At 41.0% G+C, this 16,478-nt stretch carries 14 protein-coding genes, 4 tRNA genes and 1 riboswitch; of the genes, 9 read left to right on the top strand and 9 right to left on the bottom strand.

Annotated elements, in window-relative coordinates; translation table 11 throughout:
* Nucleotides 1-94: 94 nt before the first annotated feature.
* A riboswitch (SAM riboswitch) is annotated at nt 95-204 on the bottom strand.
* 300 nt (nt 205-504) lie between these two features.
* From P0Y49_19060 to murQ, 3 genes are read right to left on the bottom strand one after another with little or no spacing between them, the layout of a single operon-like run.
* The gene (locus P0Y49_19060) at nt 505-1,257 is read right to left on the bottom strand and encodes a Bax inhibitor-1/YccA family protein (GenBank protein WEK18875.1); all 753 of its coding nucleotides are present in this window, start codon (nt 1,255-1,257) and stop codon (nt 505-507) included.
* Between the two features lie 48 nt (nt 1,258-1,305).
* On the bottom strand, nt 1,306-1,878 hold the full coding sequence (locus P0Y49_19055; GenBank protein WEK18874.1) for a hypothetical protein: 573 nt from the start codon (nt 1,876-1,878) through the stop codon (nt 1,306-1,308).
* A gap of 15 nt (nt 1,879-1,893) precedes the next feature.
* Nucleotides 1,894-2,706: an N-acetylmuramic acid 6-phosphate etherase gene (gene murQ, locus P0Y49_19050; protein WEK18873.1), complete on the bottom strand. Its 813-nt coding sequence runs from the start codon at nt 2,704-2,706 to the stop codon at nt 1,894-1,896.
* Between the two features lie 264 nt (nt 2,707-2,970).
* Here murQ and P0Y49_19045 point away from each other — a divergent pair, with 264 nt between their 5' ends.
* Nucleotides 2,971-4,545 (top strand): S41 family peptidase, encoded by a 1,575-nt coding sequence (locus P0Y49_19045; protein ID WEK18872.1) that lies wholly within the window; start codon nt 2,971-2,973, stop codon nt 4,543-4,545.
* Between the two features lie 7 nt (nt 4,546-4,552).
* On the opposite strand, the gene der is transcribed toward P0Y49_19045, so the two are convergent.
* Nucleotides 4,553-5,854 carry a ribosome biogenesis GTPase Der gene (gene der, locus P0Y49_19040; protein ID WEK18871.1) on the bottom strand — a complete coding sequence of 434 codons (1,302 nt, stop codon included), beginning with the start codon at nt 5,852-5,854 and terminating at the stop codon, nt 4,553-4,555.
* An 84-nt stretch (nt 5,855-5,938) separates the two neighbouring features.
* On the bottom strand, nt 5,939-6,814 hold the full coding sequence (gene era, locus P0Y49_19035) for a GTPase Era (GenBank protein WEK18870.1): 876 nt from the start codon (nt 6,812-6,814) through the stop codon (nt 5,939-5,941).
* A gap of 111 nt (nt 6,815-6,925) precedes the next feature.
* Here era and P0Y49_19030 point away from each other — a divergent pair.
* The 4 genes from P0Y49_19030 (at nt 6,926) to P0Y49_19015 (ending at nt 7,385) form a co-directional block, all read left to right on the top strand.
* Nucleotides 6,926-7,001: transfer RNA gene (locus P0Y49_19030), tRNA-Met, on the top strand.
* A gap of 41 nt (nt 7,002-7,042) precedes the next feature.
* Nucleotides 7,043-7,114, top strand: a tRNA-Glu gene (locus tag P0Y49_19025).
* 82 nt (nt 7,115-7,196) lie between these two features.
* Nucleotides 7,197-7,272 (top strand) — tRNA-Met (locus tag P0Y49_19020).
* 41 nt (nt 7,273-7,313) lie between these two features.
* A tRNA-Glu gene (locus tag P0Y49_19015) sits at nt 7,314-7,385 on the top strand.
* On the opposite strand, the gene P0Y49_19010 is transcribed toward P0Y49_19015, so the two are convergent.
* Together P0Y49_19010 and P0Y49_19005 are read right to left on the bottom strand one after the other, a co-directional pair.
* Entirely contained in the window at nt 7,376-8,902 is a 1,527-nt protein-coding gene (locus P0Y49_19010) for a recombinase family protein (GenBank protein WEK18869.1), read from the bottom strand. The two genes, P0Y49_19015 and P0Y49_19010, sit on opposite strands and share 10 nt — an antisense overlap.
* A complete protein-coding gene (locus tag P0Y49_19005) occupies nt 8,892-9,050 on the bottom strand; it encodes a hypothetical protein (GenBank protein ID WEK18868.1) in 159 nt (52 codons plus the stop codon). Before P0Y49_19005 ends, P0Y49_19010 begins: the two co-directional genes overlap by 11 nt.
* A gap of 173 nt (nt 9,051-9,223) precedes the next feature.
* Here P0Y49_19005 and P0Y49_19000 point away from each other — a divergent pair, with 173 nt between their 5' ends.
* Both P0Y49_19000 and P0Y49_18995 read left to right on the top strand, forming a co-directional pair.
* On the top strand, nt 9,224-9,643 hold the full coding sequence (locus tag P0Y49_19000; GenBank protein ID WEK18867.1) for a hypothetical protein: 420 nt from the start codon (nt 9,224-9,226) through the stop codon (nt 9,641-9,643).
* Nucleotides 9,640-10,137, top strand: a complete 498-nt coding sequence (locus tag P0Y49_18995; GenBank protein WEK18866.1) for a nucleotidyltransferase — start codon at nt 9,640-9,642, stop codon at nt 10,135-10,137. Before P0Y49_19000 ends, P0Y49_18995 begins: the two co-directional genes overlap by 4 nt.
* A 481-nt stretch (nt 10,138-10,618) precedes the next feature.
* On the opposite strand, the gene P0Y49_18990 is transcribed toward P0Y49_18995, so the two are convergent.
* Both P0Y49_18990 and P0Y49_18985 read right to left on the bottom strand, forming a co-directional pair.
* On the bottom strand, nt 10,619-10,789 hold the full coding sequence (locus P0Y49_18990; GenBank protein ID WEK18865.1) for a hypothetical protein: 171 nt from the start codon (nt 10,787-10,789) through the stop codon (nt 10,619-10,621).
* 650 nt (nt 10,790-11,439) lie between these two features.
* On the bottom strand, nt 11,440-11,790 hold the full coding sequence (locus P0Y49_18985) for a helix-turn-helix transcriptional regulator (protein ID WEK18864.1): 351 nt from the start codon (nt 11,788-11,790) through the stop codon (nt 11,440-11,442).
* A 160-nt stretch (nt 11,791-11,950) separates the two neighbouring features.
* Here P0Y49_18985 and P0Y49_18980 point away from each other — a divergent pair, with 160 nt between their 5' ends.
* Nucleotides 11,951-13,219 (top strand): hypothetical protein, encoded by a 1,269-nt coding sequence (locus P0Y49_18980; GenBank protein WEK18863.1) that lies wholly within the window; start codon nt 11,951-11,953, stop codon nt 13,217-13,219.
* Nucleotides 13,220-13,235: 16 nt separating this feature from the next.
* A complete protein-coding gene (locus P0Y49_18975) occupies nt 13,236-16,454 on the top strand; it encodes a hypothetical protein (protein WEK18862.1) in 3,219 nt (1,072 codons plus the stop codon).
* The last annotated feature ends 24 nt before the right edge of the window (nt 16,455-16,478 follow it).

The raw sequence follows: 16,478 nt of genomic DNA, 5'->3' as shown, positions 1-16,478 counted from the left end.
GTAATAAGCTAAAGTTGATAGAGGCGAAAGCCTAAACAAGTGCCGAACTCATTACATACAAAGCTTATTCGGAATTCAGGCGTTGGGCGAATTCAACTTATCTTTCTGGACCCGGTGATTTGTTTCCAGTAGAATGTAGCACCTTGTAAGCACAGGTTGCCAAGACTTCGCAGGGTCTAATCCCTCCGTCTTTCTCTATAAGCATTACAAAGGTGCAACAAAGAAAAATCATTTCCAAAAAAACAGCCGTTAAAGCATATAAAATTGTAGCAAACAAGTGATTTGTGGTGTAAAATGGAATTATATTTTGTTTTCCTCTTGGAATAGGCCTGTTTACCAAAGGGCTTGCTCAGGTGTTTATAAGGTTTTAGTCCCGGCAAGGCCCCAGCAACACCCCGGCAAGGCCCCAGCAATTACGCGCTTTACTGTCAAATCGTTTTAAAGCTATTAAACAAATAAGGCTCCCGAAAATTGGGAGCCTTATAGTATAATTTAAGATTGCGATTATCTTCTGTCGCCAAATATTCTTAACAAGTAAATGAAGATGTTTAAGAAGTCAAGATAAAGGGATAAAGCACCCATGATAGCTAATTTCTTAGTATCTGCATCTTGCATAGTTGCACCACTTTCTTCAATGCCTGCGCCTATCCTTTTCAGTTTTTGAACGTCGTAAGCAGTTAAGGCGGTAAAGATCGCGATACCTATAAAGGCCATGAACAGGCTAAAGTTTGCACTTTGAATGAACATGTTTACAACACTGGCAATTATTAAGCCTACTATACCAATCATCAGGATAGGGCCAAATTTACTTAAATCAACATTGGTGGTATAACCCATTACTGCCATAATACCAAAAATACCGGCAGCCCCAATAAAGCAGCTCAACACTGAGCCTGAGGTGTAAGCCAGTAGAATAAAGCTTAAGCTGACTCCTGTTAGTACAGAGTAAAGAATGAAAACCCCTACCAATGCCCCAAAAGAAAGGCGGTTAAGGCCTGCACTCATCAGCATAACCAAGCCAAGCGGAGCAAGCATCGCCACCCAACCTAACATTCCCATTTTACCGGTTTCCTGATTGATCAGGTAAGTCATCATTTCAGGAGTGTTCGACATATAGTAAGCTGCAAAGCTTGATATGCTTAATGCCACAAACATCCATAAGAATACATTGGCGAAGAATTTCTTAGCAACTTTACCCGTGATATCTTCTACAAAAACGGACTGTTGTGACCAGTTTTGATTATTGTTGTTATCCATTTGTTTTAAATTTATTTAAAGGTACTAATTGTTTTTCTCTTACAAAAGCTATGCCCCGAGCCTTTTTGTCAGGGTTTCTTCAACTTTTTTAAAGAATTGAAGGGGTTTTAAGGTACGCCATGCCAAATCGTCAAGCTGTCCACCAAAGTTAATGTAGTAATCGATGTTATTGCTTTTGAACTCATTGATGACATGTTCCTGGAAATTAATGCCGGTAATCCAGCCATCTTCAACCTCCTGAAACCATTCTTCATAATAGCTGTCTTCTTCAGAAGAGTGGAAGTTCAGCACGTTTTCGCCTATAAGGATAAACTTATTGATGCCTTCATCCATCATCAGTTCCAGAATTTCACGTTTTAAAAGCATGATGTCATTGCCAATGGCATCATTCCATTCGCCTATAAATTCAATTATAGCGTAGTTTCTATCATAGTCCACATACAATACTTTCAGGTATAAAGTGCCTGAACCAAAGTCATCCCATTGGGGGTGAATGAGGAAGTTGTACAGCTGCTTGTCAAAATAAAACTCCGAATACTCTGTATTGTAAAAGGGCGAACGCTCATCTTCCGCTGCTATATAATCATCCCTCCAGAGGTAATAAGGTTCTATTTCGTGCATGATTTGCTTGTTGTTTTACGATTTGCTTTTACTGGCTTCAACAGCTTTGCGAACACTTCCGTAACGAAGTAGTAAATCGGCGGCATGGTCATGGTCGATTTGTAATTCATCCATTACCATTTGTGTGCCTCTGTCAACCAGTTTATGATTGGTTAACTGCATATCCACCATTTTATTGCCCTTTACTCTGCCTAGTCTAATCATTACTGTAGTACTCAGCATATTTAAAACCAGCTTTTGTGCAGTACCGGATTTCATACGGGTTGATCCTGTTAAAAACTCCGGGCCAACAACTACCTCTACAGGGAAATCACTTTCGGCAGCAATGGGACCGCCTTCGTTACATACAATACATCCTGTAAGGATTCCTTTTTCTCGTGCAGTATTTAAGCCGCCTACAACATAAGGTGTAGTTCCTGAAGCTGCCAGACCAATTAAGCAATCTTTGGCGTTGATGTTGTACTCCTGAAGGTCTAACCAAGCCTGATTTGCATCATCCTCTGCGTTTTCGACTGCTTTTCTGATGGCCGTATCACCACCTGCAATGATGCCAACTACCCAATCAAAAGGAACGCCAAATGTAGGCGGACATTCTGAAGCATCCACTACGCCCAGCCGGCCGCTGGTACCTGCTCCGATATAAAATAACCGCCCTCCATTCACCATTCGCTCTGCTACTGCCGAAGCTAATTTTTCTATTTGGGGGATCACTTTTTCTACAGCCTGAGGAACAAGTTTATCTTCTTCGTTGATGCCTTTCAGAATCTCAAGTACCGACATCTGGTCGATATCATGGTACTTTGACTCTTGCTCGGTTACTCTTATCATATTTTTTTCTATGTATAGTTTTAATGTTTTAGGGACTACTATTAGTCGTTCAATTATTCCATTTGTTGCAGTAATGCTTAGGATGGATTTATAAAATTCGTTATTTTCTGGTTAAACAAGAAATTTAAGCACAAAAACCATATAATTAACCCTGGTTCTGTGACTTCGAAAATAATTCAGTCAAAAAGTTAAACAATTGCAAATGAACATCGTTTAATTTATTAATTGACTAGGTAATTTCATAACTTTGTACATCAATTATCTATGAATAGGAATACCCGTTTTAATCTCTTGATAGCCCTCACTTATTCGGTTACATTAATAGGTGGGATGTTTTTGGGCTATAAGTTTTTGAAAGATCAGGGGTACCAGTTTCAAAAGCCTGTAGCAATTGCCAATAACAACACCGAAAAGGTGGATGAAATTATCCATATCATCAATAAAAACTACGTTGATGAGATAAATGCTGATTCTTTAAACCACTTGCCTATAGATAGTCTGTTGCATCAACTCGATCCGCACAGCATGTACCTCCCACCAGCCAAAGCCAATGAAATGACCGAAACGCTGGAGGGAAATTTTGAAGGTATTGGCATTGAATATTATATATTAAACGATACTTTGCTGGTAACCGACGTGGTAAAAGATGGTCCTGCCTTTAATGCCGGGATTAGACAAGGAGATAAAATACTGAAAATTGATACCGTTACGGTAAGTGGTAAGGCTTTGCCAAGAGAGCAAATGGTGGGACGGATAAGAGGTAGGAAGGGCACAGCTGTAAAGTTAACCATCCTTCATCCTAAAGATACGCAACAGGTGGTTTTCTTTGTAAATCGTAGCCGGGTAAAGGTGAGTAGTATTGATGCTGCCTATTTGCTGAACCCCGAAACCGCTTATATCAGGATCAGTAAGTTTGGTGCAGATACAGATAAAGATTTTATTGAAGCGATAAGAGCACTTAAATCAAAAGGCATGAAAAAGCTGATCCTTGATTTGAGGGATAATGGGGGTGGGTACCTGAGTGCTGCTACCGGATTGGCCAACCAAATTTTGCAGGAAAATAAGTTAATTGTATATACTGAAGGTAAACATGAACCACGAACAGACTATACAACGTCGGGTGGAGGAGAGTTTGAACAAGGTAAATTAGCTATCCTGATTAATGAAAATTCAGCTTCTGCCAGTGAGATTCTTGCCGGCGCTGTACAGGATTGGGGTAGGGGAGTGATTATTGGTCGTCGTTCTTTTGGTAAAGGATTGGTGCAGGAACAGTTCCCTTTTGGTGATGGATCTGCTTTAAATCTTACCATAGCGCGTTATTATACGCCATTAGGTAGGAGTATTCAGAAATCATATAAAAAGGGCTACACGGCTTATAAGAATGAAATTGATGATCGTTTTAACGATGGTGAGCTGACTACAGATAACGTATATAGTGCAAAAGACTCGGTAAAGAACTTAACAAGGGGAGGGATACAGCCGGATATATATGTAAAGCTAGATACGGTGGGGTATAATAAGTTTTACAGCAAGCTGATTTCAAAGAAAATATTGTTTGATTTTGTGTACGATGTACTGGCAAGTCGGTACAATGCGACTTATCTGGATCAAAATATGGCTACCTTTTCGATCAGTGATAACGATTATAAAGATTTACTAAAGTATATCCAGAATAGGGATGTTGTGATAGATCAGAAGCAGTTGAGTGCTTCAAAAGCACTTATTTGTAATGATATCAAACTGCTTTTATACAAGTATCACTTAGGTGATGCCGGTTATTATAGGGCATTAAACCTAAGTGATCCTATGGTAAAGCAAGCTGTTACCAGCCTGCAATAAAAATCTTTTATTTCTGTCTGAAATAGATTTGAATTGGCACTCCGCTAAAATCAAAGTTCTCCCGTAGCTTATTCTCAATGAAACGTTTGTACGGTTCTTTAATGTATTGAGGAAGGTTACAGAAGAAGGCAAACATCGGAGATGTACCATTGATCTGAGTGATGTATTTGATTTTGATGTATTTTCCTTTCAATGCAGGAGGTGGGTATTTTTCGATGATTGGTAACATTACATCATTTAATTTTGATGTAGGGATCTTTTTACCTCTGTTTTTGTATACATCCAATGCTGTTTCGATTGCCTGGAATATACGTTGTTTGTTTATGGCCGAAGTAAAGATAATAGGGATATCTGTAAACGGTTGTAATTTCTGGCGGATCTGATCCTCAAAAGCATTGATTGTTTTGCTGTTCTTTTCTACCAAATCCCATTTGTTAACCAGGATAACAATACCTTTCTTGTTTTTCTCTGCAAGGTGGAATATATTCACATCCTGCGATTCCAGACCTTCCATTGCATCGATCATCAATACCACTACATCAGCTTCTTCCAACGCTTTAATGGTACGCATAACGGAATAGAACTCGATGTTTTCTTTTACCTTGGTTTTTTTACGCAAACCTGCAGTATCAATAAACATAAATTCATGACCGAATTGGTTGTAGTGAATATGAATAGAATCTCTCGTTGTTCCTGCAATAGGGGTTACAATATTTCTTTCTTTTCCAATCAATGCATTGATCAGGGATGATTTTCCTACGTTTGGTCTTCCTACGATAGTCAGCTTAGGCAATGTGTTTTCTTCTTCGGGAGCATCTTCAAAGTGTTTGATCACTTCATCCAATAAATCTCCTGTTCCTGATCCCGTCATAGATGATATCGGGTGGATCTCTCCAAGGCCGAAACCGTAGAATACAGCTGCATCATTTTGTAATTGGGTATTGTCTACTTTGTTTACAACAACAAATACAGGTTTTTTACTGCGTCTAAGTAATTGTGCAATCTCATCGTCAAGATCGGTAATGCCTGTGGTTACATCGACCAAAAACAAAAGCACAGTGGCTTCTTCTATGGCAATAACCACCTGTTCGCGGATAGCAGTTTCAAATACATCTTCCGAATTGGCTACATAGCCACCCGTATCGATTACGGTAAACTGTTTGTCTGTCCACTCTGCTGAACCGTAATGACGGTCGCGCGTTACCCCGCTGAAATCATCAACAATAGCTTTACGACTTTCAGTTAAGCGGTTAAAAAGGGTAGATTTGCCTACGTTAGGTCTTCCGACAATTGCAATAATATTTGCCATGGGTTTTTTATACGAATATTTTAAAAGCCACAAAGATACATAATCCCTGTGGATATGACTGATTTTAGTTTTTGTTAAGAAATCTTACTCGTAGCCGAAGCTTTTTAGGTAGTTCTTTTTGCTGCGCCAATCGGGGATTACCTTTACAAAGGTTTCTAGAAAAACTTTCTGATCCAGGAACTTCTCAATGTCTTTGCGGGCTTCCATTCCAACTTTTTTAAGACTGGCTCCACCTTTTCCAATGAGGATGTTCTTTTGCGAATCACGCTCTACAATAATTTCGGCGCTGATTCTTGTGATGGTTTCTTCTTCTTTATAGGATGTAATGATGACTTCGGTGCTGTATGGGATTTCTTTTTGGTAGTTGTTAAAGATCTTCTCACGGATGATCTCAGAAACAAAGAACCTTTGGTTGCGGTCTGTAAGGTCTTCTTTATCATAAAAAGGAGCATGTTCCGGTAAAAAATCTAATACCGTATTCATAATTCCTTCCAGATTATACTGATGAAGCGCAGATATTGCGAAAATGTGTTTAGGTTTTAATTGCTCTTGCCAGTAAGCAATTTTTTCATCAACCTGTTCCTGTGTGGCATTGTCAATCTTATTAATCAATACAATCATGGGAATGGTGGTATTCGTGATTTTTTCTAACACATCATTCTCATCATGCTGTTCATTAATGTCCGTAACAAACAAGATCAGATCTGCATCAGTAAGTGCTCCTTTTACCGAACTCATCATAGAATCTTGCAGTCCGTAGCGCGGTTTTATGATGCCGGGCGTGTCCGAAAAAACAATTTGATAACTTTCTTCGTTCACAATTCCTAAAATGCGGTGACGGGTAGTCTGTGCTTTTGGAGTAATGATAGAAAGCTTTTCACCCACCAGGGCATTCATTAAGGTTGATTTACCCACATTGGGCTTACCGATTATACTTACAAAACCTGCTTTATGCGACATGGAAATATTTTTTAAAATAAATTTGCACCACAAAGAAACGAATTATATCTTTGCATTCCAATTCGGAAGAAGAGTTAAGGATTTAACAAACACTAACGAAATTGTATATAGTGCGGGGTGGAGCAGTTGGTAGCTCGTCGGGCTCATAACCCGAAGGTCATCAGTTCGAGTCTGGTCCCCGCTACCAAAAGTAAGGCATAAGCAGTGATGTGAGTCGCTTTACTAAATGGCCCGTTCGTCTAGGGGTGAGGACGCCAGATTTTCATTCTGGAAACAGGGGTTCGATTCCCCTACGGGCTACAGAAACCGCTTTACAAAAAAAGTTGAGCGGTTTTTTTATAATAACAAGACATTACGAGATGGAGTCTCGAAATATATATAGTGCGGGGTGGAGCAGTTGGTAGCTCGTCGGGCTCATAACCCGAAGGTCATCAGTTCGAGTCTGGTCCCCGCTACCAAAAGTAAGGCATAAGCAGTGATGTGAGTCGCTTTACTAAATGGCCCGTTCGTCTAGGGGTGAGGACGCCAGATTTTCATTCTGGAAACAGGGGTTCGATTCCCCTACGGGCTACAGAAGGAGATTAGGTCTCCATTCCCAAAGGGTTCCTCTATTTCGAGGAGCCCTTTTTCTTTGGCTTTCAGTGAATTATAATGGAATGCCGGTTCCATCGAAGGAGTTCTAAACATGCCATCAATGTACACGAGTTTATGTTTGAACACTCCTCTGACAATAGCGTGTTTACTCCTTAAAGGAGCTTCTTTATAAATACTTTTTATGGATGTCATCAAAGGAAGCAACCTGTTTAATTTTTCCAGTTTATTTCCTTTACTCTCCTGGCTGATCGTATCTATATCTTTTAAAATAACCGCTTTTTCCTGCGAAAACTTTTGTTTCCATTTCTTGTATGTACCACCATCTATCTCATCATCCATAAGTCTTTCTTCAAGTTTGTCGATCTTTCTGTCGATATCTTTAAGCTGTTTTTCTCTTTCCAGCAAGACCTTTGCATTATCTACCCAGGCCTCTTTCAATAAGACCCTTGACCTTTCAGAAATATAATCTGCCTGATCTTTTGTAAAGCTTAGCAGATCAAGTAAACTCTCAAACTGGTCATGTAGGGAATAGCCAGGGATATTTGTTTCGGTATGTTGAGTACAACGGTAATACAGGTAATATTTTGTTTTTCCTTTTGAAAATCCGGCTGTCATACTTTTGCCGCACCAGCATTTGAGAATACCACGCAACGGAAATTCTTCTTTCGGTTGGGCTTTTGATGGACGTTTGTTTTCTAAGCGCTCCTGAACCAACCAATAATCTGCTTCGCCTATGATAGGTTGATGAAGTCCTTTTACAATACGATCGGGTGTTTTACGGTCGCCATTTACTTTTACAAGCCCTGCATATGTACAGTTACCTAACACCTTTTGAATGGCACCATTTCCGGTAAAATGGAAGCCAATTTCTTTTGCTTTTTGATGCACATCATAGAAAGATGCGCCTGACAGGTATTGTTCAAAAATCAGGCGCACTATATCTGCTTTTGCCTCATCGATGATCAATACACCACGTTTCCCTTCGTCTTTCAAATTATTGTAGCCGAAAGGCGCACGATTTACATATCTGCCCTGTGATTGTGCCTGCCTGATACCATCTTTTGTTCTTTTGCGGATGCGCAACAGCTCCTGGTTTGCTATAAGATAGTTAAAGGCTCGCTGCATAAATACAGCGGGGTCTTTTGTGTCTAAGTTTACGTCCTCATTTGATGCCAGCACTTTGATCCCATGTTTATCTTCGAGTTCATCAATCTTCATCAATGCTTCGGGGAGATTACGGCTGAAACGGTCATGATCCATGATGATCAGATACCTTGCCTTACCTTTGTGTTTTTTAATAAAGCTTTCTAATGCCTGGTAATCGGGCCGGTCAAAAGTATCACTACACTCACCGTTATCTGTGTACACACCTATCAGGTTTAGATCATACCGGTTACAATAGTCTGTTATGGCTTTATCCTGATATTCGAGGGAATACCTAGACTGATCTTTTTCGCTCAGCCTGCGATACCCTAATGCATTGTTATTTGTCATTGCCATCATCGTCTTTCATTACAATTTCTACAATAATCTCAGCTATCAAATTCAATAACTGAAGTTCATTCTTTCCAAATCTGGTTGAGCGTTCACGTTCTTCTTCCTGCCCACTCATGGGCATTTTTTCCTTCTCCACATTTTCCATATCTCACTTGATAACCGTTACCGTTTTCAAATCTAAGATGTGGAATACGATTTGTATGGACCTGTTTCAAAATCGAACAGGTAATGCCCTTTTACAATCTCTTTATATTTTTGTTGCAGATTCGTATTACGAATATAACAAATATTGTATTAATAATTGTTATATTTGAATTTATGCCAACAGAAAAAAAAGCAAGAAGAGTAGTGGTCATTTATTGGAGGAAGCAACATGAGATCGAGGTATTCTCGAACCTGAAAAACTTTTGTTTGAGCTACCCCCAGTATAATTACAATACACTTTCCAACTACTTAAGCAAAGACAAAACAGCTTATGAAAACAATGATGTTCGTGTAGAAAGGAAAGAAATCATTTCAAAGCCAAAGGAAAGTTCTGTTGTTAACCGAAAAATTGCTCCGTTAATCCGAAAGGTACGAATGAAAGAGGCGAATGATAGTGAACGGGATTTGAATTACTGGTTATCCAGACCAGCAAGTGAAAGAGTAGGAGCGGTTTCTTTCTTAGTTCGGCAGATGCTTAAGAAAGGTGAACGCATGGATAAAACTATTGTGAAGAAAATAAGACCAAAACAATGATACTGGAACAGGATTTTGAAGACTTTGTGAAGCTACTTAACAAATTTGGTGTTGAGTACATGGTTGTTGGTGGATATGCTATGGCATTACATGGTAAACCCCGCTTTACCGGAGATTTGGATATTTGGATAAATATATCTGAAGTAAATGCAGAGAAACTTATAGATGTAATTAATGCATTTGGTTTAGGATCTCTTGGATTTGAAAAAAGGGATTTTCTTCAACCAGGGTATATAACGCAAATTGGCTACCCACCTTTACGTATTGATATTCTCAATAATATTGATGGGATAGAGTTTAGCGATGCTATCTTAAATAGGCAGAAAATAATTATCGAACACGATCTTGAAGTTTCTTTTATCGGGTTGCAGGATTTGTTACAAAACAAAATAGCATCAGGACGAAAGCAAGATCTTAAAGATGTTAAGGAAATCAGAAAAGAGCTTCCAAAGAAAAAGATAGCTTCTAAGCAAAAAAGAGGCAATAGGCCATAAATGTTTTCATTTTTGAAAACAGAAAAAAACATAGCGAAACTAGCGGTGTCTACCCAACGCACCTTCCGCCAAAAGACTACGGCATAAACACAGCCCCACCCGCAAATCCTTCATTTATTCCGTTTCCTTTTGGCCCGGCCCAGCATCGCTGTTCTTAAGGCTTTCTTTTTTCCTTTTTTCTTTTGAAAAGATTTTTGTGATACACTACGATTAGGTTTGGGTTCCTGTTGGTACGTAAACCCGGCAAGATGTTCCGAAGTGATACATTTCGGGTTTAATGCCCCACTCGAAACTCATGGGGCGGCTAAAACTAGGGATAATATGATAAAGGTGTTTGCTATTTCTACGATGGATTAGCAGTGCTTAATACTCAGAAAAGAATTTTCTATTTGGTCATAGTTCCAACTCTTCTTCTTTAAATGGGTAAAACTCCAAAACCGAATATACTTGACACAGGTCAACTTTTTACACTTCCCTTTTTCTATATCTGGTAAAGAATGAAGCTACATTCGAATTCGCCTACCAATAACCACCAGCCGAGTTTCGAGGCTGGTATTTTTATCCTCCGAAGTGATACTTCGGGACATCTTGCCGGTTTCTCATGAAATAGGAAACCTTGCTTTTTTCCTGTCGGTCCCTCGATGATGTTCATAAAGATTGAAATTGAATTATTAACCTATTTTTTGTTATCCATTTCCATCCTGACAAGCCCTCAAAAAAGTACTTTTTTCAAAAGAAAAAACGAAAAAAAGAAAGCCCTGGCGTACTACGGCCGGTTGGGAAAGCCAAAAGGAAACGGAATAAATGAAGGATTTGCGGGTGGGGCTGTGTTTATGCCGTAGTCTTTTGGCGGCAGTATGCGAGGACGGCCGTAGTACCTTTGTTGTCCTTTTTGATCGTTTCGATTGCAAAAAAATACTCTGTTGCACCCAATCCACAACCGTTTTTAGATTGAAATTTTTACAGATAATCAACATAAATCTGTTTATGATGCAGTGGTTATTTTAAGGAAATGAATAACAAAAAGCAGCTAGACCTTACTCAATTTAAGACAAATTTATGCCAGGCTTCCTTAAAAATGTTGAAGCATTTGTTAATACACTCAGGTGTTTCACTTCCAATTAATCTGTTACTTGTAATGGCTGGACTGACAATAAAGACAACGTTCAATAAATAGTGTTGGGCTTCTCACACTAACTAACCTAGACTTTGTTCTGACTTTAGGGGGCTATTAATACCCCATAAAATAGACCCAGGATCAAAAAAAAGATTCTACATAAATCTGACTAATGGGTATCATAATTAATCAAATCCCTTACTAAAAAACTCTTCCAGCGTCATATCTAAAGCTTTAATCACTCTTATCAGGCTGGAAAAACGCATATCTTCCCCATTCTCATACCTGCCGAACTGGCTTCGGGAGATCTCATGCTCATAGGCAAAGTATTCATAATTACTGTATCCTTTTTTATTCCTCAGAAATTTTATTCGCTTTCCCAGCTGCACAATTTCCTTGCTTTTCTTTTTAGCTTTCTTCGCACCCGCAACCTTTTTAGCAGGCCGACTGGTTTTAACAGGAGTTACTTTTTTCTTTACCATCCTACACAAATCACGTAAAGCGTCCCTGATAAAGTTACCCTTTAATAAATACACCTTATTAAGGGATTTATTGAAAATAAATATTTGATAATCATGTATTTATGATTATTAGGAAATAAAAAGAGTGTTTTCACTCTTGACAGGGTTTCAATTAAACACCTATTGTTGCCCCCCTTTAAATGGATTATCAGTTTGTAATTCATTTACATACAAAATGAAACGCCCTCAACAAAAGTACGCTCTTTACCTGGTCAGAACATGCCTGATGGTGGCCTGTTTGCTGGTGCTGTCTGGCGCTGGGGCAGCTGATAAGGAACAGGTTAAACAGCTGAAAGTCCAATATGCAGAGCTGAAACAAACCCGAAAAGCCCTGCAAAAGTACAATGCGAAGTCTTCAGCCAGCAACAAAACATTGTCCGCTTCTTTGCTCAAATGTCAAAAGAAATTACACGTTCCCCGCCATCAGCTCACTGCCACAACGCCCCGCAAAGAGGCTGTTGAAGTAAAAAAGATCCCCTCAAATCCATCCAAAGAAGAACGCCTGCGCACAAAAATTGCTGATGAAAATAGCCGGATTACTGTGCTTAAAGCAGAAAAGGCATCAATTGACAGCAGCCATAACAGCTTAAGATTGGCCTCGCTGGATCTAACCAGTGCTACCGGAAATTATACTGCTCCCCAACAGAAAGCCCTGCAACAACTCCGTAAAGAAACTCTTTACAGCTGCCGCAAACAATTCGGATTAAAGAACATGCTCAATGAGCAAACAGACCTGAAACGGTTAAACAAGCTGCTCAGCAGCGTGAAAGCTGACAACCTTAAATACAGCAGGATGATGGCCGAAGGAAACAAAAAACTCATCGATAAACCTTTCCAGTTTAAGAACGATGTTTATAAACAGATCCCTTCAGCAAGCCCGGCAGCAGGGGGCGGATCAGCTTCAGGCATGAGCATGATCCAGGGGTATATGCAACAATTTACCAACCTCCGTAACAAAAGCAGAACGACCAATGATCTGCTGGATACAACAAGCCTGATGCTTAATCCCCACAAAGGCAAGCCTCTTTTGGAGCGGATCAAGCTTTCTCCCAACTTTCAGTTCGCTGCTGCCGACAAGTTTCAGCCTGCACGAATGGAAACGGCCATCATCCTCAAATTTTTGTGGACACCTAAAAGCACCCCCTTTGCCGGGATCAGCTATACACTTGGTTTGGGCAACGGCATACAGGACATCCGGTTTTCCAACCAAGGCTTTGGAACACGGCTGGGGTTTGAATATCAGCTGTTCAACATGATCGGAGTATTCGGCAGCTATGAGTACAAATTGCAGCGCACCGTAAATGAATCATACAGAAGACCCACATCAAACAGGCTCATCATTGGCCTTCAGGCGGGTAAGGGTAAGCTCTACTTAGGCTATAACGTCCTGCACTTTCTTGGCGATAAAAGCGAGTCGCCTTTAGTCTTCAGAATAGGAATATAAATTAAATACAACATCTATGAAGTCAATCAAACGAACACTCACCAGTGTACCACTTATGCTCATTGCCGCTTGTGCCTGTGCACAGCTGTCGCAGTACCAGCCAAACAATGTGAACACCTTTAATGAGGGAAATCCCGACACGTATTCCGCTACCCGCAGCACCATTTACAAGGTGAACGAATCTACCGGAATACCGGGGATCAGCATTCCTTTTTTTAACATCACCCAAAACGGGTATACACTCCCGGTCAGCATCAATTACAATGCCTCCGGTATTAAAGTAGATGAAAGTGCTTCCCGCATCGGCCTGGGATGGACGCTCAATGCCGGTGGTGTTGTTTCAAGAGCCGTTAAAGGAATCCCTGATTACAACCTTGGTGCCGCTGGAAGCGGCTACGGAACCTATGGCGCCAGCAATCCTTTGCCAATGGCAAACCAAACGCTAACCATCCCCAGCATACAAGCTGTATTGGGGAAGATCTTCACCGGGCAGATCGATGGTGAGCCCGACTTAACCATGTATTCCTTCGGAAACAGGGGCGGCAAATTTTTCGTGAACCCTACAGATAACAAAGCCTACACCGTTCCGTTTCAGAATATCCTGATCGAAAACGGGGCATTCGGTGGATATGCAGATTGCTACAAGATCACAGATGAAGATGGCATCCAGTACTTTTTTGCAGACATCGAGCAAGTGACCATTAAAGATAAATTCGGGACAATATTATCTGATGCTAAAACTACCAGCTACCACCTGACCAAAATTGTGCTTACCGACAATTCAGTCATTACATTTCAATACAACAACACCCTTACCTATACCACATTTGCAGGGAACCGGGATACCAAACTTGACAGAATCATGGGTGATCAAAGGTCCGGAGATCCCTGTGATGCAATGGCTACCGCAGGGCAAGGAGCCAGTTCAATTCAAAGGACCTCGATCTTCCTTCACATCATCACGCCCCGCTTACAAACCATTATCTACGATCAAGGGAGATTGGAGTTCACTTACGCGGCAACTTCGAGAACAGACATCACAGGTGACTTCCGGTTAATGCAGATCGCTCAATACGATAAAGCTGATCATGAAGTCAAGAAGTATATCCTGGAACATGACTATACCCCAACCTATGGCGGAGCAGTTCCTACCAACGGGCGGTTGAGGTTAAAGACGGTTACGGAACAGGATAAAAATGGAAAGCAGCTTTTACCGGTTACTTTCAGTTACAATAATATTGCATTCCCACCGGTTGGGACAACAAAACAGGATTTATGGGGATATTACAATAATGAAAACAATGACGCAGGTTATGACCTGTATGGGGGGGCGGTAACTAGTCTGATGCCGGAACAACAAAACGGAGCATATACATATATCACACAAGGCGCCCTTAGAAACATCAACCCGACCTATACCCAGGCGGCAGTATTAACCGGAATTGGTTACCCTGATGGTGCCTCGGTTGCTTTTACATTTGAGAATAATGTATACAGGGATGTTTACACCGGCTTGGACGAAACGGGGCCAGGCCTAAGAGTTAAAATGATTGCAGCAGACGATGGATTGGGCAACATCAAATATACTTCATATAAATACCTGACAGACGGAAGTTATCCCAGCTCAAGCGGGAAGCTTAACGACATTAAATTCTCATCCTCTATAAAATTTACAATGCGGCTTAATTTAGGCAAGATATGCCCCTGCCTGCTTCGTAAAGCAGACCCTCTCAATAAAACACCATTTCTTTCCGGCAGCCCTATATACTACACCAGAGTAGAAGTAATAGAACATGCAGGTGTAAATATTGCTGCAAGCAAAATAGGATCGACCGTTTACCTCTATGATTTTCACAACGACTATAACTCAGCGACAGGTTTATTCCTGATCAAAGATCACCTGAACGCATTATTAAGGAGAGTTACCGTCTTTAATCAAGACGGTGACAGTGTTGCCTATACGCAATACGACTATGCAACACCTGTTAACAAAAGTACGTTGATCGGTACCATGCCATTCCTTCAAACAATTGATACACTGCAAAACAATTCTTACGGCTACAATACCTACCAGATCTTTTCTTCCTGGATGCCGGTTTCAAGCATCACCAGCAAAGTGTATGAGATAGGTTCAACTCTGAGAGGTAAAGATGAGTCAACCGTTTTCAGCTATAATACTTCCTTGCTGGTGGAAAGCAAGATCACCAGCACCGGTGGCAATGTCTATAAAACAAAGTATAAATACCCCGGTGATTATGTGGTGACAACAGTAACCGATGAACAATCGCAGGCCATCAGGTATATGCTCTCCCGCCATATCTATACCCCCGTGATCGAAAGCATCACACTCAAAAACGGGCTGGTAACAGGCGGAGAGCTGAGCCACTTCAAAGTGCTTGATGCCGGTGTTTTTCCCAAACGTGCCTATGCCTTAAAAAATATGAACCCCTATACCGAGGGCAGCCATGTGCTCTCTGTCATAAACGGATCAGGGAATTTTACCTATTCATCCAATTACAAGCTGCAAAGCGAAGTCGGTGTATATGCCCCTTCAGGCGCACCTATAGAGGTAGACAATCGCAACAGCAAGCAATCGATGATCCTTAATCCGGTTGTCGGACAGGTTGTTGCCACCTGTAGCAAGGCTGTTCAAAATGATATTGCTTATTGCAGCTTTGAGGAATACGAGATCGCTGGCACTCCTTCAGAGCCAACACTGCATTTATCAAGCAACTGGACACTGACCGGGAATTGTTTCACCAGCCTCAGGGGAGCCGAAGCGTTTGCAGGAACAGGCAGCATTGCCCTTGGCGGAACCTGCCATATCGGGCTGGTAACAGCAAGGCCGCTTACACCGGCCATCACCTACAGGCTCACTTTCTGGGCTAAAAACGGGAATCCGAACGTAAGCATTACAGGCGGGCCTTCGCCATCCTACAGCACCTTGCAGACAACCAACGACTGGAAGCTGTACCAGTATCTGATCACCGGTGCCACCGCCATCACCATCAGTAAAGATGGCAGCTGCCTGATTGATGAGCTGAAGCTTTCTCCCGAGGATGGGGACTTTTCCAATACGGTATACAAGCCTCTTGTGGGCATAGCCAGCCAGAGCGACAACAATAACAACTATACCCACTATGTATATGACAATTTCGGCAGGCTGGTAAAAGTGCTCGACCATAACCTGAACATCATTAAAGCAATGGAATACGTGCAACGTGAAGCGCAATAACCCCATGATCAATAACAATAACAG

The sequence above is a fragment of the Candidatus Pedobacter colombiensis genome, assembly GCA_029202485.1.
Lineage (GTDB): Bacteria > Bacteroidota > Bacteroidia > Sphingobacteriales > Sphingobacteriaceae > Pedobacter > Pedobacter colombiensis.
The sequence above is the reverse complement of the archived record's forward strand: the minus strand, read 5'-3'. Positions and strand labels throughout refer to the sequence as shown.